The organism is Paenibacillus sp. ALE2, from assembly GCF_054113385.1.
The window spans coordinates 1,828,437-1,854,021 of sequence record NZ_CM134213.1; the positions used below are offsets into that span (position 1 = coordinate 1,828,437).

The following is a 25,585-nucleotide window of genomic DNA, read 5'->3' on the forward strand; positions in this document are numbered from 1 at the left end:
ATAACTAGGTGTATCCGTCTCTATCAGCCCTCCCAAGACTCTGTGCGCAGTTGTTGATGGCGGGTAAATAATGTCGGATAAATGAATAGGCTGAGCAGCACGCTGGTCAAAATGGCAGAGGTCATGGTAGTGAATACGATGAGCAATTGCAAACGCACGGCGACAATCGGATTGGCACCTGCAATGATTTGTCCGGTCATCATACCGGGAAGCTGAACAAGCCCGAGTGTTTTCTGCCCCTCAATGGTTGGAATCATACTGGAACGTATGCAATTCTTCAGTATAGGGAAGATGGCTTGTCTCGGGGTTCCCCCCAGTGCGAGAATGAGCATGATTTCAGGCTTGCGCAGCAGGACTTCCGACTTGAGCCGTGATACCAGCAGGCTGGACAAAATCATGGAGCTGCCAATGATCATGCCGCTAATCGGAATCATGTACCGGGCTGTCGCCGGAATGATATGCAGGCCAATCAGGAATGCCTGTGTAACGATTTCCACACACAGCAACGTCAGGAATGACTTCCACATGAGACGAGGGATAAACCGTCCTTTGCGTGCAACATTTTGAGAAGCTACAGTGATCATGAGCAGAATGAATAATACGATAAATCCGTAGCTTTGCATCCCGAAAATCAAATGCAATACATATCCAATCGCCAGTAGCTGAACGGATGCTCTGATCGTGGCAATAATAATGTCTCGGTCCAAACCGAGTTTGAAGGACTTGGACATGACGATGGCGATAAATACAAAACCAAGAGAGAGAATCAAGGCAACAATCGTCATACCCATTCTCCTGCTACAAATTTGCGGGTTTCACTATGCTGTGGAGCATTAAAAAATGTCTCCGTATCCGCTTGCTCTACCAGTCTTCCGTTAATCATCAGCCATGTTTCGTGGCCTACTCTGCGGGCTTGTTCCATATGGTGCGTAATCCAGATCATTGTTGTTCCCTCTTCTTTGTTCATTTGAAGCAGCAGTTCCTCAACCTCTTTGACTGAGGCGGGGTCCAGTGCAGAAGTAATCTCATCCAGTAGTAAAATATCCGGGCGGTTCGCAAGCGTCCGTGCCAAGGCCAAGCGCTGTCTTTGTCCACCGGACAACTCCTGCGCCTTCTGTTCCAGCAGGTCACGGGTAAGCCCTACGCGCTCTAACAGGCCAACCGGATCTTCCAGTACCGTACCATGCAGCCGCTCTACAGTCTGGAGATTGTAGAGGACCGTCCCCTGAAGCATGGGAGCATCTTGAAAAACCAATGCTACCTTTCGTCTCAAATCAGGGATCTCCCACTCGGTTATAGGCTTGCCGAGGACGCTGATTTCTCCTTCATCCGATGTTAGCAAGAGATTGCACAATGAAAGCAGTGTGCTTTTACCAGAGCCTGACGGACCAACCAGTGTCGTGATTTTTCCGCGAGGGACCTTTGCTGTAATCCCGTTCAGGACAGCACGTTGCTGCCCCGATCCGGTGAAATATTTGGTGATATGATTAAATTCAATAGCTGGAAGTGGCTTGGATTCCATAGATATAGTTAGCTCCTTTGCAGGGAATCGGAAAAGATATCAGATCCGCTCTATAATCTCTTTGTATTATATCAGTAATATCCTACTGGCTCTTCTTCTAAAAAAGATCCGGGGGATGGAACTGTTGCAAACGGGACCCTCTTTGTATAAACTAACAGGATTAGTTAAGACAAAATAAGAACTTAGTCTGTATATCCATATGAAAATCACCTTACATAGGAATTCAACGAAAGGGGACAGGATGATGTCACCTAGAAATGGAGTAAAGCTACAAGATATCCTGAAGGCTGCTGAGGATATTGCCAATGAACGTGGGATGGGAGATGTCACGCTCACTACGCTGGCGCAAAAGCTGCATATTCGTCCTCCATCTTTGTACAACCATGTGGACGGGTTGAACGGATTGCGTCATGTGCTAGCATTACATAGCCTCGAAAAGTTAGAGGAGGCATTGGTGAGCGCAGCCGTAGGCAGAGCAGGCGAAGATGCGCTGACTGCTATGGGGAGAGCGTATATGCAGTATGCGCGCGAGCGACCTGGTTTGTATGAAGCGATGCTGTATGCAACTGACCGAAATGATACCGAGCTGAGACATGCAGCGGATCGCGTAGCGGAACTTGTCATTACCGTGCTATCCAGTGGCTACGGTTTCAACGAAGCAGATTGCATTCATGCAGCGAGGGGATTCCGTAGTCTTCTGCATGGTTTTGCCTCGCTTGAACAAAAGGGTGGTTTTGGTTTACCTGTGGATGTGGATCGGAGTATCGAAGTGATGATGGACACCTTTTGGGCAGGTCTTCGCGTGTTACAGCAAAAGCGAGATGTGGAGCATTCAGAAAAAAACTGAGTTCAATCTGATATAACCCATATGATTGCGTCCTGGACTCAAAGGGTAAATTATATCAGTATAAAGTAGATGAGAGACCGTGAATACAGGAGGGATAAGAGTGAACGTATTGGTGATTGGTGCCAATGGAAAAGTAGGCAGACATCTCGTTCGCCTACTGGGGCAACATGAATTGCATCGCGTAAAGGCGTTGATTCGCAAACCGGATCAGGCCGAAGCGCTTGAACGTTTGGGAGCAGAAACGGTAGTAGCTGACCTTGAAGGGACAGTTGATGAAATTGCTGCAGCTATAAAAGGCAGCGATGCTGTCGTGTTCACGGCAGGCTCCGGCGGCAAAACAGGAGCGGATAAAACACTGCTCATCGACCTTGATGGAGCAGTCAAGGCGATGGAGGCCGCTGAGCAAGCGGGTATCCGGCGCTTTATTATGGTCAGCGCTCTACATGCGGAGAACCGGGAGCAGTGGCCCGAATCAATTAAGCCGTATTATGTGGCAAAGCATTATGCAGATCGCTTGCTGGAAGCGAGCAATCTGGATTACACGATTCTTCGTCCCGGCGGGCTAACAGATGATGAGGGTACTGGCAAGGTTGCTACTGGTGAAGATCTTACCAGCCATACCATCTCACGTGAAGATGTAGCGGCAACGGTGGTAGCAGCACTGGAGGAAAAACAGACGTATCATCGTGCGATTGATTTGGTGTCCGGCAGTACGCCTATTGCTGAGGCCATCCGGTAGAGCTAATGAATTGAAAGACATGTGCATAATATGAATAAAGGCAGACCCAGAGGTAGGATTCCGGGTCTGCTTTTTGCTTTGTATAATCCTTTCCTTTAACGCTACGTATGACCAAAAAACCAACGTTCCGATGGGCATATTACGAAAAAATTTGCCTAAAACTAATTATGTTAATTATAATACTAATATAATTAGTTTACGATCAAGAAAAGGAGATGAGATAAAATGCGTATCGTTCAGGTGCAGCATGTGTATCAATTAACGTTTATGCCCCGGCTGTTCCCGGTGAACTGTTATTTGGTGGAGGAGAAAGAGGGACTTACCCTGATCGATGCCGGATTGCCATATAGTGCTCAGGGTATTGAACAAGCTGCGGCGCGCATTGGGCAGCCGATTGTACGAATTGTACTTACCCATGCGCATGGGGATCATGTAGGTGCGTTGGATAAGCTGAAGGCAAAGTATCCTGAGGCACAAGTATTCATTTCAAGACGGGATGCTCGGCTGCTGAAGGGTGATGTATCGTTGGAGGCAGGCGAACCGGACACTCCTATTCGGGGCAGCGTGCCAAAGAATATCCTTACCCAGCCTGACGTTTTACTGGAGGATGGGGATCATGTGGGTTCGCTGCTGGCAATCAGCGCACCGGGACATACGCCAGGCTCGATGGGGTTTTTGGATACCCGTACCCGTGCGTTGATTGCAGGTGATGCCTTCCAGACTCGGGGCGGTGTTGCGGTGGCGGGAAGGCTCAAGCCGCTGTTTCCTTTTCCAGCACTAGCTACCTGGGATAAGGAAGTTTCGCTGGCAAGTGCCAAAAAGCTGGCGTCTTACAATCCGTCTCTATTAGCAGCCGGTCATGGCAACATGCTGAAGCATCCACAATCTCAGCTGGAAAAAGCGATTATGGAGTTGGAGCAGCAATGTTCAGTGCGATGATTACGTATTCAGCCAACATTCAGCCAGAACTCACAAAGTCCTAAGCTAAGGCAGATACAATATGAGGAAAATAGAAACAGAGAGAGGTGCATCGGATTTGAACGTTTGGAAAGCGAACGGTCTGAAATATATACTTCTATTTAGTCTCATATTGTGTGCTGCCGTTAGTATCGTGTCGTTATGGAGTTACTCAGGTAGTTCCGCGTCTCAGTCTGCGGCAGTGAGGCAAGGTCCATCCGGTGGGTTTGGAGGAGAACCAGGCGGAGGTATGGGAGGGCCGGGGCAACGTTCCTCTGACGGTCAGACTGCGGGGAACCGTGGAACAGGAAATGTAGGACAGGACCAGCAGAATTCGTCCTCAGCATCTACGGATGCGACGAACAGCTCTGACGGCAAGAATCAGGGAACGACAAACTCCACTACTGAGAATCCATCGATATCAGGTGACAAAGGCACAACGGCCGGGAATGATACGTCTGCATCGGGCGGCAGTGGTGTTGCTAGAGACGGACAGCATAGAGGTTCCGGTAGTATGTCCGGTAAAGGATCTGGAATGGGCATGGGAGGTCCTAGCGGTGGTATGGGTGGTGGAAGAAATGGAAATTCTTCATCTGCCTATGCTACTCCGATGGCGATTTTCGCCGCTTTATTCTTCGGCGCGTTCGTGTTTATTGCTTACCGTTTTCGGGCTCAAGAATGGAAGCTCGGGGAACGTACCCGGGGACTGATGCTATGGACAGTGCTGGGTGTGGGGTTCTTTTTAAGAATGGCGATCGCCCCATGGATCTCGGGTCACATGGACTTAATGCTATTCCGAAACTGGGCTACGACAGCAGCGAATAGCTTGTCAGGCTTTTACACGAATGGTTCCAGTGACTATCCACCGTTCTATATTTATATTTTATATGTAATCGGTAAAATCGGCTCTACGGATGCTTTCAGTCCTTATATGTCCGTATTGCTGCGGCTTCCGAATATATTAGCCGATATCGTGACAGCGTACATGCTGTACCGGTTGGCAAGCAAACGGGTCGGCTATGGAGTGAGCCTCGGATTGGCCATATTCTACGTGTTTAACCCGGCTGTATTTATCAATTCGACCTTCTGGGGACAGGTAGATTCATTCTTTACCATGCTGATTGTAGGCATGATTGTGCTGTTGGTGGAAAACCGGATCGGCTGGTCCGCTGTACTGTTTACGATAGCGGTATTGATGAAGCCACAGGGCATTATTTATGGGCCGGTTCTGTTCTTCGAACTACTGAGACAGCGCAAAATACAGCCTTGGCTGTTATCCATTGGTGGCGCCGTTGTAACAACTATTCTGGTTATATTGCCATTTTCATGGGGGCAGGAGCCATTATGGCTGCTTGATTTATACAAGGGGACAGTTGGCGAATATCCATATGCTTCGGTGAACGCGTATAACTTCTTCGCACTCATTGGTGGCAATTATACGCAGGACACTACAACGCTGTTCCTGTTCAGTTACCATACATGGGGTATGATCTGCATTGTGCTGGTGACTTTGTTTACATGGTGGATGTATATCCGCAGTCGGAAACCACAGTTCGCAGCAGCAGCTGCACTGGTACTCATTGCAGGTGTATTTACCTTCGCTTCCAGCATGCATGAACGGTACCTGTTCCCTGCGGCCGCGTTAGCTGTACTGGCGTACCTGTATTTGCGAGATCGCAGATTTTTGTGGCTTGCGGGTGGATTCAGTCTTACGATTTTCCTGAACACCTTTGATATTTTCTATAGCTCCAATTCTCAGGATCATTACGGTATTATTTTGTGTGTAACATCATTGCTAAACGTGTTGTTGTTTGTGTATTTGGTCAAGGTAGTGTGGGATTGCTCCAGGCCGGCTACAGTTCAGGCTGCGCCTGCCAAGGACATGGTTCTCCCGGAGCTTCCATCGGAGCAATTAACATGGGGAGCGTCATCCCAAGGTGTGAACACAACGATGGAGAAATAGCTGATAGCAAAATGTAAAGAACAAAAGAAACCGCTCTTTGGCAAATGGGAAGTGGCCAAGTCGCCACAAGCCATAAGCTCAAAGAAGCGGTTTTTTATTTAATCCATATATTCGTTCAGTTTCTGTACATCGCAGATGGTAATCTCTCGTGTACCTTTGATACGAATAATCCCTAGTTGTTCAAATTTTCCGAACTTGCGGCTGATGGTTTCACGTGTCACACCCACATAATTAGCCATCTCTTCGCGTGAAAGGGGGAGATTTATTTTAATATAGGAGCCGTCTGGCTTGCCGTATTTATGTCCGAGTTCGAGAATCATGTAGGCAATACGGATTTCTGGGTCTTTGGTAGCCAGACTTTGAGCCAGGTTTTCAGTATGTGCCAAGCGTTTGGTAATGGTTTTGAGCAACCTCAAAGAGATATCGGGATTGTTGCGGATCAACTCCTCCATATCATCCTTGGTGAGCATACAAATATCAGTGTCCTTTAAGGCGTAAGCACTAAAATTACTCAGCTCGTCGTTATTAAATATGTTCAACTCACCAAAAAAATCGCCAGTAGTCAGAATGTGTAGAATTTGCTCTTTCCCCTGAGGTGTCATCTTCAGCAGCTTGACATGTCCGCTTTTAATAATGTACAGCGTATCCGATGCCTGTTCCTCGACAATCAAGGCCTCGCCTTTTTGATATTTTCGGTGCCGGATCATGGAGCTAACCTTGCACAAATCTTCGCAGGACAAAGAGGAAAAGATAGGCACTTTGCGGGCACAGGGCTCCTGTTCGCACTGGCAGGGGCAGGACATTTCATTCACATTCATTCACTCCATTCATCAACCGGAAACTAAAAAGTATAGTGTGTTCTTGTTATTTTGTATCATCTATAGGGGCAAAATGGCTTTGATCCTCACCGCAGACTGGACAAACCCAGTCCTCTGGAAGGTCTTCGAACGCTGTACCTGGCATCACGTCTTCATCAGGGTCACCTATAGCAGGATCATAAACGTATCCACAGGGCTGACATACATATTTTTTCATTGTTAATTCTCCTTGTCATCTAAAATTTTTGTAAGCTCTGGTGCGTCCGGACTTAGTCCTTGGGTAATGGCTGCTTTATATGGAAGTGAAGCAAGAGCATCTCCGAAGCCAATCACGCCACAGATAGAGCCATTTTGTATGAACATACGTGTATAAGAACCTTGATTTCCACAGGTCAGGCTGGTGTCGCATTCCTGTTCATCTACCAGACCAATGGAAAACAAGGGGCATTCATAGCTGTTGGACAGGGTGGCAGGAATGGGACGCTGGTAAGCTGCGGAGGCACCCGCCATATTAGTGCCTGCTATTTTCCCTTGCTCCATAGCACTTTCCCATAATCCATCTACTCTATTGTGGAACTCGGCTACATCACCTGCCGCATATATATTGGGGAAGCTGGTCTCCATCTGCGCATTCACCTGAATGCCTTGTCTGATATCAAGACCGATTTGGCGAGCAAGCTCCGTATTAGGTACAATGCCGATAGAATACACGACATGTTCACAGGGAATAACAGTGCCGTCCTGCAGTTCTACGCCCTCTACATGCTCCGTGCCTGTAATACGCTTTACGCCTTGTCCAAGGCATACCTGGGTGCCCTGTTCGATTACTCGGCGGGTCAAAATAGCGGATGCCTTTTCATCTAGCTGACGGGGCATCAGCCGTTGCGAAGCTTCCAGAATGGTGACGGCATATCCGGCTTGCTGGAAGGACCAGGCGGTTTCTACACCCTGAATACCGCCCCCGACGATACATATCCGGTCTCCCTCTCGCAATTCCGCTTTAAGTCTGTCTGCATCTTGTCGAAACCGAATGTTGTGAACGTTCCTTAGTGAAGCCCCGTCCAGCACCAGCTTACGGTTATGGGCTCCTGTACACAGCAACAGCTTGTCATAAGCAACGGTTTGTCCATTTATTGTTTCGATGGTGCAGTCCTCTGCGTGTATCGCGGTGATCTTTGTGCCGGAATAAACGTTAATCCGCTGATTGGCAAACCATTTTTCTTTTTTGATCAGGATTTTGTCGCTATGCAAGTCAGTAAATAGCGCCTTGGAAAGCTTGACTCTGTTATACGGAAGGGAGGATTCTTCCCCGTAAATCGAAATTTCGGCTAGCTCATCATGATCTCTGATCGCTTTTGCCGCGTTGATAGCGGCCACGCCGCCTCCGATTATAACGTAATGTTGGTTACCCATTCGGCATCTCTCCTATTCCTCTAGCTTTCTGCGCTAAATAACACTAAGCAGCAGATCTGAGACAAATTCAGCAGCATTTTTTATTTTTTTCACTTTTTCATCTTCTGTAGGAGAGAAGCGAACACGTACCGGAAATTCCACATGCGTCATACCCGTTGACTTGATTACATCTGAAGTACTTTGGACTTTCATATTAGTACCGTTCAAGTAATCCTGTACGACCTCAATGGCTTCACCGCTCCAGCCATAGGAGCCAAAGGCGGCAGCAAGCTTGCCTTCCAAATTCATCTTTTGCATTTGTTGCAGCAGGTCTTCCAATTTGCCTGTCATGTCGGCATATTTGGTAGAGCTACCGACGAAAACAGCATCCGCTGAGGCAATACTATTTAATATCTCGGTTTCATCCGCCTTATCTACATCCCATAGCTCCACTTTGATTTGGTTCTCCAAAAAGCAATCTCTCAGAATGTTTGCCATTTTTTTGGTATTGTTCTTCAATGTGGCATAAACAATCGCTACTTTTTTATCATCCTTGGTTTCGGTGCTCATCGATGCGTACAAATCAATAAATTTGGCAATATCATGTCGGATCGCGAAGCCGTGGGAAGGAGCAATCATCTCAATATCCAAGTCAGATACAGCTTCGATTAATGTACGCACATATCTGCGATGTGGATGAATAATAGCCTGGTAGTATCCGATAAAATCCTCGGTAATATCAAAACCGGCCTCATCGGCAAATAAATGCTCTACAGCTACGTGTGTGCTGAAAATATCGCAAGGGAACAAGATTTTATCTTCCACGCAATACGTAATCATGGTTTCCTCCGTATGGAGGTAAGGTGTTTCCTTAAATAGCAGTGTCTTGCCTCCAATATCGAGTTGATCCCCGTCTTTGATTACGAGGAAGTTCCGATGCTGGAGCTTGTACATCTGCTGAATTTCTGGAACGGCAATCTCAGTGCAGACAATGGTGGCGTTTGCTGCCTTGGAAGCAAGGGCCGCCAACCCGCCGGAGTGGTCCGGTTCCGTGTGATTGACGATTATATATTGAATATCCAACGGGTCGATCAATTCCGCTACAGCTTCGGCAAATTCTCTACCGAACGCCATATCTACGGTATCTATAATGGTTGGTTTTCCGGTTTTTAGTAAGTATGCATTATAGGTTGTACCCTTAGATAGGGTAAGCCGATGAAAGGGTACCTCACGATTATCGATTTTTCCTACCCAATATATATTCTTTGCCAGCTTAAATCCTGGTTTCATAGGAATAACCTCCTGTTGTTTTGGTTTGTCTAACACAATTTGATTCTAGCTAGATGTGATGGTGAAAAAGATGATTGAAATCAAATTTTTGAATATTTCAAAGTATTTATGACTTAAATTTATATTTGTGATCGCAATCACAAGAAGAGCGTAATAATCAAATACAATAAGACTATATAGGCCCAATCCAATTACAAACAGGAGAGTGAATCCACATGAAAAAATCAAACCTAATTCAATTTCAAGAATATAAAGAAGCTGCATTTACAAAACGAATTGTGCATAAGGAAGCCGACAATGTTATTTTTATTCTCAACTTCACCCCTCATGCTGAGCTGCCAACACATAATCATCCAGGAGCGAATGTATATTTGCTCGTTCTTGAAGGAAGCGGTACTGTAACTGTAAATGGTGAAGAAACGGAAGTTGTCCAAGGGGATATGATCCATATTACCGGAGATGAGCACTTTTCCTATCGTGGTGGTGCGGGAGCGAACTCCAGCCTGCATGTGGTGTTGACCAAAACGCCAAGTGAAAGCTACGCACAAAATGTATAAAGTATAGAAATAACAAGAAGAGAAAACGCAATCCAAATATAAGAAAGCCGCTTGGTTTAAATGACCAAGCGGCTTTCTTATTGGAGAGCCACACCCCGAAATAGACTATACATTCCCCTCTGAGCTGGATGACTGTATCTGTGACAACGCTGGATGTCTGTTCATCAACAAGCCACTGTAGGTCACGGTTGTGTTCGGCGAGGAAGCAGCTGGGGGCAATAGTTTTCACGCTTTGGAGCGACCTTATGATGAAATCCCGTCTGTACAAACTGCTCTCGAAGTGCCACAATACGTTGCAAAGGCCATATTTCTCCAGCTGGGATATCGTGCAAGGCCCGCGAAGTAGTCAACCCCAATAAAATAACGTTTCATTGAAAGGAGGAGGCAGGTTATGAAGCTGCATCGAGCCATTGTGGTGGATGATGAAATATTCACCCGCAAAGGGCTAATTCAACTTGTGGATTGGGAAACCTGTGGCTTTGAAATCGTGGGAGAAGCTGATAATGGTGAGGATGCGCTGGAGCTAATCAGTCGTCTTCACCCGGATCTGATCATTACCGATATTCGTATGCCTGTGCTGGATGGATTAGAGCTGATTCGATCCGTACTCGAACGGGGTACCCAACATCCTGCTTTTATTATCATGAGTGGTTACAGTGATTTTACTTATGCACAGCAGGCACTCCGCTATGGAGTGCATGATTTTATACTCAAGCCGGTTGATGATGAGGACTTTTCGGCTACACTGCGCAAGCTGAGTGAAAGATTGCACCGTGAGCAACAGAACGCGCAGCGATATCAACACCACCTTACAGGCGGGCTGTTAGAGACGATGATGATGAACCCAGTGGATGATGCAGTGGTGACACATTGGGAGCAGCAGCTGCGACTTGGAGAAGCCACGTGTATGTACTATGTACTTGTTGAGCTGAATGATCAGCATCCTTGGCGCTCTGGTGACGATGGTGTCATGCTATCGCTTTTCCAGTTCAGGGAGCTTATAGAGCAAGCGCTTCATCGTTTAATGGACGGCAAGTACCCTCTCTATGTCCATGAGCATCGTAACCGGGTTGGTCTTATCGTACCGGACTTCTTTTTAGAGGGTTTTGGAGCCAAAGTAGAATTGTTTATGAAAGCGCTACAACAGGAGATAGAGGGGATGGAGTCAGTAAAAAACCAGTTGGGAATTCGGGTATTCGTTTATGCGGGAAGTCCTGTGAATCGGTTGCGGGATATCCAGCAGTCTTATGCCAGTGCAAAGGAAGCAGTGCTTCATAAATACATTCATGACCCTAGTGGTATTGTTATCTTTTTACAGGATGAAATGCCATCCCTCCACTATAGGACCATTCGTCAGGACGTACTGGATAGCTTGACAGAGCAGGTGGAGGAGCTCCAATTGGAAGAGCTACGTGCGACCGTAGGTTATTTATTTAGCAGCTTTCGGGAAGAGTATTATGCTCCTGAGGCTATGAAAATGAGTCTGCATCAATGCGTTCTTAGTATCGTGCGGGTCATTCAAAACATGCAGGGAAATGAGCGCTCACTCCAGTCACTGGAACCGATGATAAACTGGCAGGATATGAATCTGTCGTTGGGTGAACTCCAACGATTGTTTACAGCCTTTGCCGAAGAAAGTGGAAAATATATTGGGACGCTGCGCAAGGAATGTCAGCAGGGAGGAATCCAGCACATCCGTGCTTATATTGAGCAGCATGCTGCCGAGAATATAAGCCTGAAAAGTATTGCGGCTCACTTTTACATGAATCCGGTATACCTCGGTCAATTGTTCAGAAAAACATACGGGGTGTACTTTAACGAATTTCTGCTGAAATTGCGCATTCAGGAGGCGAAACGCCTGCTGCGGCAGACGGACCTGCGTATTTATGAAATTGCGGAGCGAGTGGGCTTCGGCAGTTCAGACTATTTTGTGACTCAGTTTGAAAAGCTGGCGCACGTCACGCCAAGTGAATACCGCAATAGCCTAAGTGCTGGGTACGAGCCAGAGAGGTCCGGCGAATGAAGAGGCTGAGAACTATCCTGGATCATATACGGCTGCGAGATAAAATGCTGCTGCTTTATTTCCTCTGTGTTTTTACACCTATCGTGCTGACCAATCTGATCTTTTACCATGTTACCTCGCAAAATGTGAAAGAACAGCGTATTCAGGATATTACGCGCGCACTGGAACAAATTAAAATTGAATTTTACCGGGAATTTGAAGATGCGATGGAAATCTCGTCTATCTTTTATACCGATTATCGACTCAATGAGGTGTTGGAAGAAACATATCCCCACCCTGCTGACTATATTGCTGTTTATGACTCTTATTTACGTCGTATCTTAAACAATACTTACAGTCCTGTGTACCAATCCGTAGGTGGAATTACGATTTATACTGATAATCCAACACTAATGGATTCCGGGGGAATCAGCTTTATAGATGAGAGGGTCAAAAGCTTCCCTTGGTATACCCAAATCCCGCCTGGACGCCAGTCCAAGCCTATATTTGTCCGTACTGACGACAGTACCGCTGAGCAGCTACACCCCTTCAGCCTGATTCGACGGATGAACTATTTTTATTCCCAAAATGGTCGTGAAAAAATACTGAAAATAGAGCTGCGAATGTCATCCATTCGGGAGATTTTCAATAACTTGAACTTGCAGGGGAGTCTCTTTCTGCTTAACGAACGGGGAGAAGTCGAATATACAAATGACCCCAAGGTTGATATAAACCATAAGAGCGTGGCCTATAGCACCCTCAAGCTACCCAATGACACCATGGAATTCAAGACTCATTATGTGCTTACGAATAATCTGAACGGCTGGAGCATTGTGGCTGCGGTATCCAGAGATGAGGTGCTGTATGAAATGCAGGAGCCTCGCAATTTTGCGCTCTTGTTAGCCTGTGTGAATATGCTGCTGCCCACCTTGATCATTATCTGGATTACACGTTCGCTGAACGTGCGGCTTCATCGCATTCTGAAACATGTGAAGAAGGTGAAAAATCAGCATTTTGAACTCATTCCGGGTATGGAGTCGAGTGATGAAATCGGACAGCTCACAGGTGAATTTAACCGGATGACGCTGAGAATCAAACGACTGATTAACGATGTTTATATGGCCGATATTCAGCGGAAAAATCTGGAGATTCAGCGTAGGCACGCCCAGTTGAATGCACTTCACAGCCAGATCAATCCCCATTTTCTGTTCAATGCGCTGGAGACGATTCGTATGCGAAGCCTGATGAAGCATGAGGATGAGACAGCCCGCATTATTCATAATATGGCACGGATTTTCCGCAATTCGCTGGTGTGGAACAAGGATCGGGTTACTTTGCGGGACGAGCTGGAGTTGATCCGTTGTTTTCTGGAAATCCAACAATATCGCTTTGGTGAGCGAATACAGTACGATGTACAGGCACGCTCCGAAGACTTGGACAATTTGATTCCCAAAATGGTCGTACTGACGCTGGTTGAAAATGCAAGTATCCACGGCATTGAGCCGCTAAAGCATGGGGGACGCATTGAGATTCTTTTTGAGCATGAGGAAGAACGACTGATGCTAACGGTTCGGGATGATGGGGTGGGCATGTCTGCGGAACAGGTGCAGCGCTTATATGGCTACATGCAAAGGCAGGAAGAAATGGGTGAGCGTATAGGTCTGCAAAATGTCATCTATCGTCTAAAACTTTACTACGGCAACCGCTTTAAGCTGGTCATTCGCAGCGCACCCGGCGAGGGTACAGAAATTCGTATAATGATTCCGGCGGATCGGGACCTATAGTTTCCTAAGTAACACCTATAGATTGACAGGTGAACAAAATGAACGGCATTTTATAAAATGAAAGTGCTTACAATTTGGTATTCACACACAATCGACAAAAGAGGCCGAAAGGGGAAGGTCTGGCATGACAAGCAAAAGGTTCGGAATCATCAGTTTGGTAATGGTTATGATGGCATCTATGATCGCTGCTTGCTCAGGGAGCTCGGGTAAGGAGCCTGCGTCGGGAGATAGCAAGGAGAAGGTCACATTCACGTATTTTAATGCCACGGCGGGAAGAGACATTAATACCAATGAAACGCGGATCGGAAAAATACTGGAAGATCAGACCGGCGTGAACTGGAAGCTGGAGCATTTGGTAGGGGATTCGAATACGAAAATCGGCACGTTTATTGCCAGTAATGACTATCCAGACGTGATTGTACCTGATGGCACGATTGATAAACTGCTGGATGCCGGGGCTTTTATTCCCCTGAATGATTTGATCGATAAATATGGGCCAAATATCAAGCGTGTATATGGACCGTACTACAATCTGATGAAAGCGGAGGATGGGAATATCTATTTCCTGCCGTTCAGTGCGGTGGTCGGTGATTATTTGTCTGCTCCTAATATAGAGCAGGGAGCTTTTTGGATACAGCGTAGAGTGTTGAAGGAGGCGGGATACCCAAAAATAAAAACGTTAGATGAGTACTTGGCTCTGATTCGGAACTATGCGAAAAAGCATGCAGACGAGGGATTAACCGGGTACTTGGCGTTAACCACGCAGGATAGGTTTTATGCGCTTACGAATGCGCCGATGCATCTGGCAGGCTATCCCAATGATGGCGGCACGATTATTGATATGAAAACACACCAGGCGACGGATTATGGAGATGAGGAAATCACAAAGCGGTATCTCCAGGAACTGAATCAGCTTAACGCAGAGGGCCTATTCGATAAATCCTCCTTTGTAGACAATTACGATCAATATTTGGCGAAGCTAACCTCGGGTAAGGTGCTGGGCTTTTTCGATTATCGCTGGCAGGCAGGGCAGTCTCTAAATAACCTGCAGGAGGCTTCCAAGCGTTCGGGTAATGATGATCTGGAATATGTAGGGCTGCCTGTTGTATACGACCGGAATATAAAGGATCAGTATCTTGATCCGTCGTCATTTGTTAATAACCGAGGCATCGGAATTACAGTCAGTGCCAAGGATCCGGTACGTATCATCAAATTTTTCAACAATCTGCTGACCGACGAAAACCAGGTATTATCCAACTGGGGGATCAAAGGGGAAACCTATGATGTAGATAAAAATGGGCGCTTTTATCGGACCAAGGAGCAAATTAAGAAGACGGGTGAGGATGCGTTCCGTGACTCATTTGGTTTCAAATATTTTGAATACAGCTGGCCGCGGTACGGTAACGGTTCTTCCTTACCCGACGGCAACTCAGCTAGCCCCGGACGGCAGCCTGAGGTTGCGCGGATGTCGTATACCGAAGGTGATAAAAAGCTGCTTAAAGCGAACGGTGTAGAGTCCTTCTCGCAGATGTTTTCCGCACCTGACGAGCGTCCATGGTTCCCAGCCTGGAGCATTCAGGTTGATCAAGGCTCGCCTGCGCAGATTTTCCAGCAAAAGAAAGGAGACCTGCAGCGCAAATATTTCCCGCGCTTGGTACTGTCTGCACCGGAACAATTTGATGCCATTTGGAAGGAATACACCACCGAGTTTAACAAGCTGGATGTGAAGGCCTTTGAGGAGCTGATCACGAAGGAGGTTGCCAAAAAAATCAAGACGGTCGGGAAAAAATAAAGGAGGAAGCAGCTATGAGCTACACGTCACCGCCACCTGTTACGACCTCCTCGGGCCATTTGCCGCTCTCACGACGAACCGGCTTTAGGGGATTTATACACAAGCTGAATCAGCAGCGTGCACTCGTATGGATGTCCGTCCCCTTTTTAATCTGGCTGCTTATTTTTAAATATTTGCCTCTTTGGGGCTGGACGATTGCCTTCCAGGATTTTAAGCCTGCCCGCAAGCTGCTTGATCAGCAATGGGTTGGATTGAAGCATTTCCGTTTTCTATTTCAGGATGAACACTTTCTGCGGGTGATGCGCAATACGCTGGCGATGAGCTTTATTAATCTGGTGCTGGGATTTGTTACCGCTATAACACTAGCAATTTTGCTGAATGAGCTTCGTCAGATTGTATTTAAGCGAGTGGTGCAGACGATCAGCTACTTGCCACATTTTATTTCGTGGGTAGTTGCGGCCAGCATTATTAGTACGGCGCTATCAGCAGACGGCGGCATTGTCAATGAGGTGCTGATGTGGCTTGGACTCATTAAGGAACCTATTCTGTGGTTGGGTGAGGGAAGCTACTTTTGGGGGATTCTCGGAGCGTCGGAGGTATGGAAAAATGTCGGCTGGAATACCATCATTTATTTGGCCGCGATGACCACGATTGACCCCTCGCAGTATGAAGCGGCCGAAATGGACGGAGCAGGGCGGTTTCAGCGGATTTGGCATGTGACCTTGCCGGGATTAAAGCCTGTATTTATCATCCTGCTCATTATGAACATTGGCAACCTGCTGGAATCAGGCTTTGAACCGCAATATTTACTGGGCAACGGCATGAACGTGGATTACTCGGAAAACTTAGATATTTTCGTCTTGAAATATGGTATCCAGATGGGGAACTTTTCGCTTTCCATTGCTGCTGGAATGTTCAAAACGGTGGTTAGCTTCATTCTGTTGTTTAGCGCCAATCATATTGCGAAGCGGTTAGGGGAGGAGCGGTTGTTCTAAAAAAGAGTGAGTTACGGGGGAGAAGGTCGCTGCGCGTGCGGATTGTTCTTCCGATCACTGTTATCCCCGGATTTTCTTATTGGAATAAAAATCATAGGTTAAAATCCGGGAATAAAGGTGAACGCTCCGCTTCTTTAGAACAATTCCGCCCGCTCCGCTGCTATCCTCCGTAAAGTCATTTTTTAAGAACTGAGGGTTGTAGCAGGGGAACTTGCTCATCCATTCTACAGGGAAGGTCAGTGGATTTTTAACAGGCCGCTTCGCGGACCTCATCAAGACCTTACCAACGAACTATAACAGACTTCTTATAGTCCCAAAAATAATCCACATAATTCACTCCAATTGCCACTAGATATAACCACTCAAAATGATAGTTCCAAGTAACAGTACCAACAAACTCTAAGAATAATCAATCGGATTTAAGTGCAGGACTAGGCTATTTTTTAGAAAGGAGAGGAAGTCATGGGCAAAGGGAAGGCCGTACACGGGCGATTTCGGGCGCCCTCGGATCGGATTTTTGATGCGTGCAATGTTGTGTTTATGCTATGCCTAATGGTGTTCACGCTGTATCCATTTTTAAATACGTTGGCGGTTTCATTAAATGAAGCGAATGACTCGATTCGGGGCGGGATTTATTTGTGGCCGCGTGAATTCACGTGGAGTAATTATGAATTTGTATTCAAGGAAGCGACGATTTTCCATGCTACGTTAATTTCTGTATTACGTACGGTCGCAGGTACAGTGACCTCGGTGTTTTGCTGCGCAATGGTGGCGTATACGATCAGCCGACCGGAATATGTGCTGCGCAAATTTGTTTCGATTGCTTTTATTTTGACGATGTATTTTAGCGGTGGATTGATCCCCAATTTTCTCTTGATTCGTGAGCTTGGGATGCTGGGAACCTTTTGGGTGTACATCGTGCCGGGCTTGATCGGGGTGTTTAATGTCATAGTCATTCGCTCCTTTATTGAGGGATTGCCAGAGGGGATTTTGGAGTCGGCGCGTATTGATGGGGCTGGGGAGTTTGCTACTTTTATGCGCATTGTTTTGCCGCTGTGTGTGCCAGTGCTGGCAACAGTATCCCTGTTCACGGCGGTCTCGCAATGGAATTCCTGGTTCGATGTATTTTTGTACAATTCGTCGTATGAGCAATGGAGCACTCTCCAATATGAGCTAATGAAAATTCTGCAAAATTCCAATACGTCCGTTAACGCTCAGGACTATGCCAGCCAATTTGCAGGGTCGGAAAATTTGGCGAAGGCGGTTACGCCTACCTCTATTCGTGCCACGATGACGATTGTTGCTTCAGTGCCTATTATTTTAGTCTATCCGTTTTTACAAAAATATTTTGTGAAGGGTATGACCTTGGGAGGCGTCAAAGGATAGTGAATATTTTACATTCATTCTAAGAGCCGTTTCCAATCCGCAGATAACTATAATCCAAGAGTGCCAAATATGAATTCAAAAATTTGAGTGCAGGAGGGATTGCTGTGCGGTCATGTTGGTATACGCCTTTTTGTCTAGTGCTGGCTGGAGTGCTGTTGTTATCACCTATCGGATGGTGGGGAACGTCTGTAGCGAAGGCAGCTTCGTCTATGGAACATTCTCCGTCGGTTTCGGACAAGGTGCTATCGGCAGGGAAGATCATTAAAACGTATGGATTTGAGCAAGGAAACAGTGACGGCTGGAAGCCCCGGGGAGCTTATACCCAAATTGCATCCGTCACGGAAGCGGCCTATGGCGGTACGCACAGTCTGAAGGCAACCGCTCGTACGGCGGCTTGGAACGGAGCAGAGCTGGATGTGAAGCCGCTGCTGCTGCCGGATGTGGAGTATGAAATTAGCGGGTATGTGAAACTGGACGGCAATGCGGCAATTCCAAGCGTGATTAAGCTTACGATGGAGCAGCAGCCGACAGGGGGGACTACAGCATGGAAGACTGTAGCACAGACGGAAACAGCAGATACTTCGTGGATCAAGCTTCAGGGGAGATATACGTTTACCGGGGAGATGAATGCATTGAAGCTGTATGTGGAGAACTCGAATCCCGCTCAGGCCTACTATGTGGATGAGGTGGAAATTAGGCAGGTATCAGTAACACCAACGAATCCTACAAGTGGGATTGTATCTGGGTTTGAAGATGGCACAGCCCAAGGTTGGGTATCCCGCTTGGGAGCCGAGACCGTGCAGGTCTCGAATGCCGATGCACGGACCGGCTCATACAGTCTGCTGACAACAGGCAGACAAAAGGCATATGCCGGTCCCAAGCTGGACGTGACGGCCACGATGCAAAAGGGCAACCGTTATACGGTCAGCGCCTGGGTGAAGCTGGTGCCAGGTGAGCAGCCTGCCAAGGTGAGGCTCAGCGTACAGCGTGATTACCAAGGTCAAAGTGCATATGAAACGATTGTAGGCGATACGGCGATTACGACAGGAGGATGGATGCATTTGTCTGGCACGTATACCTTCGCACATGATACAGATGCCGTTTCTATGTACCTGGAATCGCCAGAAGGGACGTCCTCCTTTTATATGGATGATTTCGAATTGTCCCTGGTGCCGCCGCTGGCGATTGAGAAGGACATACCTTCTTTGCATGGATTATATCAGGGACAGTTCAGCATCGGCACAGCGATTGAGGCTTTCCAGACCGAAGGGGCTTACGGAGAACTGGTACAGAAGCATTTTAACAGTGTCGTTGCAGGGAATGCGATGAAGCCTGTCTCCTTGCAACCATCCGAGGGGCAGTTCCATTGGGAGGAAGCAGACCAAATTGTGCAATTTGCAAAACAGCACGGATTGGAAATTCGTTTCCATACCTTAGTGTGGCATAACCAAACCGGGGACTGGATGTTTAAGGACAAAAATGGACAGCCGATGACACCGACTGCTGAGAATAAAAAGCTTTTGTTGGACCGCCTGGAGACGCATATTCGTGCTGTTGCCGCTCGTTATAAAAATGTTATTACCGATTGGGATGTGGTGAATGAGGTCATTGATCCTGATCAGCCAGACGGCATGCGCCGTAGCAAGTGGTATCAGATTACAGGAACCGATTATATTGAAAAAGCGTTCCGTGTCACGAGGGAAGTGGCGGGGCCAAACGCGCGGTTGTTCATTAACGATTACAATACCCATGAACCGAAGAAACGGGATTTTCTGTACAATCTGGTGCGTGATTTGCTTGCCAAAGGTGTACCGATTGATGGCGTAGGTCACCAATCGCATATCCGCCTGGAGTTCCCTACTACTGCCGAAATCGAGCAATCCATCGAAAAGTTTGCTTCACTCGGGCTGGATAATCAGATCACAGAGCTGGATATGGGCCTCTACTCTAATGATACGGATCGCTACGAAACGATCCCGGACGTCCTGCTGATCCGGCAGGCTCATCGTTATCAGGCGCTGTTCGATATGTTTACAAGACAGCAGGAGCATCTCAGCAATGTGACGATTTGGGGGACAGATGATGGCAATACGTGGCTTAGTACATTCCCGATTGCCCGGCTGGATAAGCCGCTGCTGTTCGATGAACGGTTAAAGGCCAAATATGCATATTGGGCGCTGGTTGATCCATCCAAAGTGCCGCCGCTGCCAGTAGGGAGTATGAATAAATGATTTGAGACAGAGGAGTAGAGTTGTTCAAAAGGAGAGCTGGAGCTATGGCTACCTTTCATTTTGCCTTATCCTATGCAGTACGTCTGGGCAACTGGGTACCACTCGCCAAGATTCCGGCTTTTGCAGGTAAGAGAGTTATCTCATGTAACACAAACAAAGCAGGCTGTTCTTACATGCTCGGACATGTAGGGACAGCCTGCTTTGTTATCGTAAAGGAAAAAGCAGTTTTATTCCAAATTGGCGTGTTGACCATACATGGATTCGGAAGTCAGCTTGCGCAGCTTCATCGTTCTGAGTACCAACGCATCGCCATACAGCAGCAGGGTTTGTTCAAACAGTGAGCCCATGGGCTGAATGGTTTGGTAATTCTTGTTGGATGGGTCCTTGGGTGCGCCGGGCAGCTTAACGATGATATCGGCCAGTTTGCCGATGGTGGACTCGGGGGAGGTGGTAAGGAGCGCCAGTGAGGCCCCGAGTTTTTTCGCTTTGTCTGCCATGGAGGCTAGGCTTTTGGTTTCACCAGAGCCTGAACCGATAATCAGCAGATCACCCTCGCCCAAACCAGGGGTTACGGTTTCCCCAACGACGTAAGCTTGAATTCCCATATGCATCAGCCGCATGGCCAGCGAGCGAATCATGAACCCTGAGCGCCCCGCTCCTGCTACGAATACCTTATTCGCAGCAGCGATGGAGTGGATCAGCTGTTCCGATTCGGTATCGCTGATTAGCTGTGGAACGAATTGCAGCTCCTTGATTACCTCGGATAAATATTGAGAGGTCTCCATTGGGATTAACCTTGTTTAATGAGCTGCTGCATTTGCGAGGCTACAGCCTTTTTGTCGTCTTCGCCAGTGATACCGCCGCCTACGATAACCAGATCCGGTTGAGCTTTTACCACTTCAGCCAATGTACTCAGCTTGATGCCGCCAGCTACGGCTGTTTTGGAGTTTTTTACGACTTTTTTGACGGTTTGCAATGCTTCGAACGGACTTTGTCCTTCCGCTTGCAGATCGTAGCCTGTATGCACACAGATGTAGTCAACGCCTAAAGCATCAATTTCTTTCGCACGTTGCTCCAGGTTTTTAACACCGATCATGTCCACCAGGATTTTTTTGCCGCCTTGTTTCTTAGCTTCTTCTACAGCACCTTTGATCGTTGCATCTTCAGCTACAGCCAAAATCGTCACAATATCGGCACCTGCCTCGGAAGCTTTCAGCACTTCATAGCCCCCTGCGTCCATAACTTTCAGGTCAGCCAGCACTTTTAGATTGGGAAATGCTTCTTTCATTGCTTTTACAGCGTGAAGTCCTTCATTGATGACAATCGGCGTACCGATTTCTACGATATCAATATACGATTCCACTTCTTTTACCAATGCAATACCTTGTGGGATATCTACCAAGTCTAAAGCCAATTGAAGTTCCATGTTATTAACTTCACTCCTTAAGTGAATTTGTATTTTGGTGAATAGGTACATGCTTTGTTGAGTCGTACTCTATACTTTGCTTTCGTGCACAGGTTTGATTGTAAGGCTCCGGTATTCGGTTGAAAAGTACGCACTAATTCGTAACGTAGTTACCCTGACGATACTATAGATCATAAAAACCACCCATAAGAGAGCCAATCTTTTTGTCTTCTTTAGCATTATTTCAATAATGAAAATCCTCTATTCGTGACTCGTAAATATACATATCCATGTCAGATTGCAAAAATATGAATGTACCGATGATTGAATTGACTTCAAGTTAGGTTTTGACTATATTTGTAATATACTGGTATGTAAAAAGGGAGGCTAACAGCATAACTACCCTGAAGAATAGCCGCTAGGCTAGGGGTGACCGTAATTTTCAGGATAGGGAGGCGGGGTTTAGTGGAAGAGGTCCTGAATCAAAGGGGAGCTATTTATTTGTTGTCGGACAGCCACGCGCTCGATAAAGCTTGCGAGTTATTTAGAATCAGCTACACGCATAATGATTGGGATGAAGCGAACAAGGTTGCCGATTATCTGCATTCGTTGGCTGAAAGCCTGTATCATACCCAACTGAGAAATGCTGCGGACGGCAAGTACGAGACATTGGACACCAAACACCCGCTGGTGTTTTATTATGCTTACAGCTATCTGGCGAAATCGATTTATTATCAGAATATGGGCCAGTATGAGGAAGCCAGAGATTATATTATAAAGTATAGCGAAATGGGCTGGTTTATGGGGCTGGATCAAAGCGGTCACGAAGAAGTAGAGAGATTCCGTTTTCTCGCCAAGGCCAATTTATATATGATTGATTTACTTTTGGGGAAGAAGGAACTTTTACCGGAATATGTTCAGTTTCTTCACAACAATGACGAGGAGCTACTACCAGGATTGGTTGGTATTACTGAAGCAGCTAACTTGAACGATTGGGAGATTGATGAACTGCTGAACGAGTTTGCCGATGATATTGAGATATTTGAAGGTTATGAAGATAGAGCCAACCGCGTATATTATTTAAAACTGGTCAACCAATTAGCTATTTACTATTTGAAAAAGAAGCAGTATATCGTTGCCTTGAATTATATCCTTGTTTCTCTGCAATTCTCTATTGGGGTAGAAGCCGATGCCGATTTTAGAACACTGGTTGCACTATTCGAAACTTACCGAGATTTGGCAACACCGTCCCAGCAAGAGCAATACCAAACCATTTTATTAAGGGGGCTTCATAATGAAAAAGGCATTAAGCTCGATAACTATGGTCTTAGCGTTTCTTAGTGTTGCTCTTCCGATAGGAAATACATTGGGAGATTTAGACTCCGTGCATCCTTCGAATCATGGTGTTTTTTCTTTTACTGCTTGATTTCAGACTTCGATCGTCATACCCAGTAGGGATTGTGTAAATAAGGGGAGCGCACTTTTTCGCCATTTGCGGATCAGTGCGCTCCCCTTTCTCATGCCAAGAAACGATGTTATTTATTTTACAATATAGGAAGTCAGGTTATCGGCCAGATGTTGCATCGTTTCGCTCGCCTTTTGCATACGCTCCATGACTTCGGTGAAAGAGCCTACCAGAGTCGCCTGCTCTTGAGAAGAAGAAACAATTTGCTCTATTTCCTGCTCCATCTGACGAATGGAGTTCTGTACATCCTTAAGGGCTCCCTCGATATCGACCGTCGCTTTTTTGGACTCTACGGACAGCTTGCGTACTTCTTGAGCAACGATACCGAAGCCTGCTCCTGCTTCTCCGACACGTGCGGCTTCGATCGCAGCATTCAATCCAAGCAGGTTGGTTTGATCGGAAATTTCCTTGATAAATACAGCAACCTGATTAATTTTACCCGAGTTTTGTACGGCAATTTGGGTGTTCTTCAAAATGTGTTCACTGGTAGCCTGTAGCTCCTCCGAATGCGCTGTTACATGCTGCACCATCTCAATGAGTTGCTCGGTAATGGAGAGGTTTTCGGATACGATTTGATCCAGTTGATTTTTGTTGGTCAAATTATAGGAGGCGGCAAACGCTGCGATGACGTCCCCTTTATCGTCAAACACAGGAATACTGATCATATCAAGAGGATATCCCAGGACTTCAGCCGGAATGTGGGTCAAGCTGGCCTCATGTCCATTTTTAAGCATGGCAAAATTTTTGTAGTCCTCCAGCAGCTCCGAGCCTGTTTCAAAGCCGAGGTCCATACCCTCTGATTGGGTATAAGCAAGAACGTGAGTGCGGTCGAAGAGAGCAAGGGTTACTTTCTCACGCATAACCTGTTGTATGTAGGGAATGGCTACAATTAATGCATCTATTGTATTCAAGTGGACTGCCTACCTTTCTTTACTAAATATATTTTTTATAGTCTTATATAATTGTCGGTCTGAAGACGGATAAAAGTTATAAAGGTATCGAAAATTTAAAGGGGATATGAGAGCTTCAATAAAAAAGGCATATCGTTTCCATTGCGAAACGATATGCCTTCATATTTAATCTAAACGTGTCAGTGTGTGTAAAAGTGGTTCACTTGCCGCGTTGCTCGAACAATTGTGCGATTTCCACAATAACCTTGGTGGCAAGCACCATGTTGTCCACTGACACATACTCATACTTACCGTGATAGTTCTCCCCACCTGTGAAAATATTCGGTGTAGGCAGTCCCATGTAAGACAGCTGTGAACCGTCTGTGCCTCCACGAATCGGCTTGATAATGGGCTCAATATTCAGCTTTGTCATTGCTTCATGTGCGATATCGACGATATGTTTGACAGGCTCGATTTTCTCTTTCATGTTGTAATACTGATCTCTCAGCTCCAGCGTGATGCGGTTATCTCCATAGGCAGCCTGGAGCTCTTTTACGATATTTGTCAAATAAGCTTTCCGGTTTTCGAAGCTCTCGCGATCAAAATCGCGGATAATATAGTACAGTTTGGCTTGTTCTGCTGTGCCTGTAGACTCCAACAGATGATAGAAGCCATCATACCCGTCTGTATATTCCGGGGCTTCATTCGCAGGTAATCTACTGTGCAGTTCCATAGCGATTTTGGCAGCGTGGATCATTTTGTTTTTAGCCGTACCAGGATGTACATTCACACCATGAATGGTAATATGAGCAGCTGCGGCATTGAAGCTCTCATACTCCAGTTCTCCGAGCGGTCCGCCGTCTACTGTATAAGCATATTCAGCACCAAAAGCGGCTACATCAAAGCGTTCAGGTCCTCTTCCAATCTCTTCGTCCGGTGTAAAAGCAACGCGAATTTTGCCATGTTGAATTTCTGGATGATCAATCAGATAGTGGATTGCTGTCATGATTTCTGCGATGCCAGCTTTGTTGTCTGCACCGAGCAGGGTGGTACCATCTGTTGTGATTAGGGTATGGCCTTTATATTGAGTCAATTCGGGAAACTCACGTGGAGAAAGTACTACACCCAGCGAGGCATTCAGCGTGATATCGCCTCCATCGTAATTCTCCGTCAACTGTGGCTTCACTCCTGCGCCAGTTAGCTCAGTAGCCGTATCAAGGTGTGCCAGAAAACCAATGACGGGCACTTCTTTATCCGTATTGGAGGGAAGGGTTGCCATTACATAACCATGACCATCAATGGTTACGTCTGTCATACCGATGGCTTTCAGTTCGTCCACCAGGAGGTTGCCCAATGTGAGCTGTCCGGGTGTGGTGGGGCAAGTGTGGCTGCTTTCGTCGGATTGGGTATCCACCTGAACATATGTAGTCAGGCGGTCAATCAGTTCCTGTTTCATGTGGTTATCCTCCTTGGGTCTTTTTCATTATGGTACGTATTTTATCATGATTAGGCTTATAATATGAAAAAAATGGTTTAACCTTTCAAAATGA

General features: G+C 46.6%; 22 protein-coding genes. 12 read left to right on the forward strand and 10 right to left on the reverse strand.

What is annotated here, in order from left to right; genetic code table 11:
- Window positions 1-23: 23 nt before the first annotated feature.
- Both ACXHJ1_RS07905 and ACXHJ1_RS07910 read right to left on the reverse strand, forming a co-directional pair.
- Window positions 24-785 carry an ABC transporter permease gene (locus tag ACXHJ1_RS07905; protein ID WP_457905900.1) on the reverse strand — a complete coding sequence of 254 codons (762 nt, stop codon included), beginning with the start codon at window positions 783-785 and terminating at the stop codon, window positions 24-26.
- The gene (locus ACXHJ1_RS07910) at window positions 782-1,522 is read right to left on the reverse strand and encodes an ATP-binding cassette domain-containing protein (RefSeq protein WP_457905901.1); all 741 of its coding nucleotides are present in this window, start codon (window positions 1,520-1,522) and stop codon (window positions 782-784) included. The genes ACXHJ1_RS07905 and ACXHJ1_RS07910 overlap by 4 nt, the downstream gene beginning before the upstream one ends.
- 244 nt (window positions 1,523-1,766) lie before the next feature.
- Here ACXHJ1_RS07910 and ACXHJ1_RS07915 point away from each other — a divergent pair, with 244 nt between their 5' ends.
- From ACXHJ1_RS07915 to ACXHJ1_RS07930, 4 genes are all read left to right on the forward strand, one after another.
- On the forward strand, window positions 1,767-2,369 hold the full coding sequence (locus ACXHJ1_RS07915; protein ID WP_090888990.1) for a TetR/AcrR family transcriptional regulator: 603 nt from the start codon (window positions 1,767-1,769) through the stop codon (window positions 2,367-2,369).
- Between the two features lie 100 nt (window positions 2,370-2,469).
- Complete coding sequence (locus tag ACXHJ1_RS07920) at window positions 2,470-3,108, forward strand: SDR family oxidoreductase (protein WP_016822668.1); 639 nt, start codon at window positions 2,470-2,472, stop codon at window positions 3,106-3,108.
- 225 nt (window positions 3,109-3,333) lie between these two features.
- Window positions 3,334-4,047 (forward strand): MBL fold metallo-hydrolase, encoded by a 714-nt coding sequence (locus ACXHJ1_RS07925; RefSeq protein ID WP_457905902.1) that lies wholly within the window; start codon window positions 3,334-3,336, stop codon window positions 4,045-4,047.
- Window positions 4,048-4,315: 268 nt separating this feature from the next.
- On the forward strand, window positions 4,316-6,028 hold the full coding sequence (locus ACXHJ1_RS07930; protein WP_457906173.1) for a glycosyltransferase 87 family protein: 1,713 nt from the start codon (window positions 4,316-4,318) through the stop codon (window positions 6,026-6,028).
- Window positions 6,029-6,126: 98 nt separating this feature from the next.
- Here the strand turns inward: ACXHJ1_RS07930 and ACXHJ1_RS07935 are convergent, their stop codons facing one another.
- The 4 genes from ACXHJ1_RS07935 to ACXHJ1_RS07950 form a co-directional block, all read right to left on the reverse strand.
- A complete protein-coding gene (locus ACXHJ1_RS07935; RefSeq protein WP_107733893.1) occupies window positions 6,127-6,831 on the reverse strand; it encodes a Crp/Fnr family transcriptional regulator in 705 nt (234 codons plus the stop codon).
- A gap of 61 nt (window positions 6,832-6,892) precedes the next feature.
- A complete protein-coding gene (gene rd / locus ACXHJ1_RS07940; RefSeq protein ID WP_016822672.1) occupies window positions 6,893-7,063 on the reverse strand; it encodes a rubredoxin in 171 nt (56 codons plus the stop codon).
- Window positions 7,064-7,065: 2 nt separating this feature from the next.
- Window positions 7,066-8,259, reverse strand: a complete 1,194-nt coding sequence (locus tag ACXHJ1_RS07945; RefSeq protein WP_457905903.1) for an NAD(P)/FAD-dependent oxidoreductase — start codon at window positions 8,257-8,259, stop codon at window positions 7,066-7,068.
- A 33-nt stretch (window positions 8,260-8,292) separates the two neighbouring features.
- Window positions 8,293-9,528: an FprA family A-type flavoprotein gene (locus ACXHJ1_RS07950; RefSeq protein WP_016822674.1), complete on the reverse strand. Its 1,236-nt coding sequence runs from the start codon at window positions 9,526-9,528 to the stop codon at window positions 8,293-8,295.
- Between the two features lie 215 nt (window positions 9,529-9,743).
- Here ACXHJ1_RS07950 and ACXHJ1_RS07955 point away from each other — a divergent pair, with 215 nt between their 5' ends.
- From ACXHJ1_RS07955 to ACXHJ1_RS07985, 7 genes are all read left to right on the forward strand, one after another.
- On the forward strand, window positions 9,744-10,085 hold the full coding sequence (locus tag ACXHJ1_RS07955; RefSeq protein ID WP_019688945.1) for a cupin domain-containing protein: 342 nt from the start codon (window positions 9,744-9,746) through the stop codon (window positions 10,083-10,085).
- 391 nt (window positions 10,086-10,476) lie between these two features.
- Window positions 10,477-12,108 carry a response regulator transcription factor gene (locus ACXHJ1_RS07960; RefSeq protein ID WP_016822676.1) on the forward strand — a complete coding sequence of 544 codons (1,632 nt, stop codon included), beginning with the start codon at window positions 10,477-10,479 and terminating at the stop codon, window positions 12,106-12,108.
- Window positions 12,105-13,871 carry a sensor histidine kinase gene (locus ACXHJ1_RS07965; protein ID WP_107733732.1) on the forward strand — a complete coding sequence of 589 codons (1,767 nt, stop codon included), beginning with the start codon at window positions 12,105-12,107 and terminating at the stop codon, window positions 13,869-13,871. The genes ACXHJ1_RS07960 and ACXHJ1_RS07965 overlap by 4 nt, the downstream gene beginning before the upstream one ends.
- A 124-nt stretch (window positions 13,872-13,995) precedes the next feature.
- A complete protein-coding gene (locus ACXHJ1_RS07970) occupies window positions 13,996-15,663 on the forward strand; it encodes an ABC transporter substrate-binding protein (protein WP_457905904.1) in 1,668 nt (555 codons plus the stop codon).
- Window positions 15,664-15,677: 14 nt separating this feature from the next.
- On the forward strand, window positions 15,678-16,658 hold the full coding sequence (locus ACXHJ1_RS07975) for an ABC transporter permease (protein ID WP_016822679.1): 981 nt from the start codon (window positions 15,678-15,680) through the stop codon (window positions 16,656-16,658).
- A 462-nt stretch (window positions 16,659-17,120) separates the two neighbouring features.
- Window positions 17,121-18,044, forward strand: coding sequence for a carbohydrate ABC transporter permease (locus ACXHJ1_RS07980; RefSeq protein WP_044786959.1), 924 nt, complete (start codon window positions 17,121-17,123; stop codon window positions 18,042-18,044).
- A 104-nt stretch (window positions 18,045-18,148) separates the two neighbouring features.
- A complete protein-coding gene (locus ACXHJ1_RS07985) occupies window positions 18,149-20,275 on the forward strand; it encodes an endo-1,4-beta-xylanase (protein ID WP_457905905.1) in 2,127 nt (708 codons plus the stop codon).
- A 227-nt stretch (window positions 20,276-20,502) separates the two neighbouring features.
- On the opposite strand, the gene hxlB is transcribed toward ACXHJ1_RS07985, so the two are convergent.
- Together hxlB and hxlA are read right to left on the reverse strand one after the other, a co-directional pair.
- Entirely contained in the window at window positions 20,503-21,060 is a 558-nt protein-coding gene (hxlB, locus tag ACXHJ1_RS07990) for a 6-phospho-3-hexuloisomerase (protein WP_025366131.1), read from the reverse strand.
- A gap of 5 nt (window positions 21,061-21,065) precedes the next feature.
- Complete coding sequence (gene hxlA / locus ACXHJ1_RS07995) at window positions 21,066-21,701, reverse strand: 3-hexulose-6-phosphate synthase (protein ID WP_013312540.1); 636 nt, start codon at window positions 21,699-21,701, stop codon at window positions 21,066-21,068.
- A 444-nt stretch (window positions 21,702-22,145) separates the two neighbouring features.
- Between hxlA and ACXHJ1_RS08000 the strand changes: the two genes are divergently transcribed.
- Window positions 22,146-23,021 (forward strand): DNA-binding protein, encoded by an 876-nt coding sequence (locus tag ACXHJ1_RS08000; protein ID WP_457905906.1) that lies wholly within the window; start codon window positions 22,146-22,148, stop codon window positions 23,019-23,021.
- Window positions 23,022-23,219: 198 nt separating this feature from the next.
- On the opposite strand, the gene ACXHJ1_RS08005 is transcribed toward ACXHJ1_RS08000, so the two are convergent.
- Window positions 23,220-24,056 (reverse strand): methyl-accepting chemotaxis protein, encoded by an 837-nt coding sequence (locus ACXHJ1_RS08005; RefSeq protein WP_016822685.1) that lies wholly within the window; start codon window positions 24,054-24,056, stop codon window positions 23,220-23,222.
- A 199-nt stretch (window positions 24,057-24,255) separates the two neighbouring features.
- Window positions 24,256-25,491 carry a peptidase T gene (gene pepT / locus ACXHJ1_RS08010; protein WP_031462447.1) on the reverse strand — a complete coding sequence of 412 codons (1,236 nt, stop codon included), beginning with the start codon at window positions 25,489-25,491 and terminating at the stop codon, window positions 24,256-24,258.
- Window positions 25,492-25,585 lie beyond the last annotated feature (94 nt).

Bases quoted from the DNA above. Each gene is read 5' to 3' on its own strand.
- ACXHJ1_RS07905 (WP_457905900.1), bottom strand. From the start codon at position 785: ATGACGATTGTTGCCTTGATTCTCTCTCTTGGTTTTGTATTTATCGCC.
- ACXHJ1_RS07910 (WP_457905901.1), bottom strand. From the start codon at position 1,522: ATGGAATCCAAGCCACTTCCAGCTATTGAATTTAATCATATCACCAAA.
- ACXHJ1_RS07915 (WP_090888990.1), top strand. From the start codon at position 1,767: ATGTCACCTAGAAATGGAGTAAAGCTACAAGATATCCTGAAGGCTGCT.
- ACXHJ1_RS07925 (WP_457905902.1), top strand. From the start codon at position 3,334: ATGCGTATCGTTCAGGTGCAGCATGTGTATCAATTAACGTTTATGCCC.
- ACXHJ1_RS07930 (WP_457906173.1), top strand. From the start codon at position 4,316: ATGGGAGGGCCGGGGCAACGTTCCTCTGACGGTCAGACTGCGGGGAAC.
- ACXHJ1_RS07935 (WP_107733893.1), bottom strand. From the start codon at position 6,831: ATGTCCTGCCCCTGCCAGTGCGAACAGGAGCCCTGTGCCCGCAAAGTG.
- rd (WP_016822672.1), bottom strand. From the start codon at position 7,063: ATGAAAAAATATGTATGTCAGCCCTGTGGATACGTTTATGATCCTGCT.
- ACXHJ1_RS07945 (WP_457905903.1), bottom strand. From the start codon at position 8,259: ATGGGTAACCAACATTACGTTATAATCGGAGGCGGCGTGGCCGCTATC.
- ACXHJ1_RS07950 (WP_016822674.1), bottom strand. From the start codon at position 9,528: ATGAAACCAGGATTTAAGCTGGCAAAGAATATATATTGGGTAGGAAAA.
- ACXHJ1_RS07955 (WP_019688945.1), top strand. From the start codon at position 9,744: ATGAAAAAATCAAACCTAATTCAATTTCAAGAATATAAAGAAGCTGCA.
- ACXHJ1_RS07960 (WP_016822676.1), top strand. From the start codon at position 10,477: ATGAAGCTGCATCGAGCCATTGTGGTGGATGATGAAATATTCACCCGC.
- ACXHJ1_RS07965 (WP_107733732.1), top strand. From the start codon at position 12,105: ATGAAGAGGCTGAGAACTATCCTGGATCATATACGGCTGCGAGATAAA.
- ACXHJ1_RS07970 (WP_457905904.1), top strand. From the start codon at position 13,996: ATGACAAGCAAAAGGTTCGGAATCATCAGTTTGGTAATGGTTATGATG.
- ACXHJ1_RS07975 (WP_016822679.1), top strand. From the start codon at position 15,678: ATGAGCTACACGTCACCGCCACCTGTTACGACCTCCTCGGGCCATTTG.
- ACXHJ1_RS07980 (WP_044786959.1), top strand. From the start codon at position 17,121: ATGGGCAAAGGGAAGGCCGTACACGGGCGATTTCGGGCGCCCTCGGAT.
- hxlB (WP_025366131.1), bottom strand. From the start codon at position 21,060: ATGGAGACCTCTCAATATTTATCCGAGGTAATCAAGGAGCTGCAATTC.
- hxlA (WP_013312540.1), bottom strand. From the start codon at position 21,701: ATGGAACTTCAATTGGCTTTAGACTTGGTAGATATCCCACAAGGTATT.
- pepT (WP_031462447.1), bottom strand. From the start codon at position 25,491: ATGAAACAGGAACTGATTGACCGCCTGACTACATATGTTCAGGTGGAT.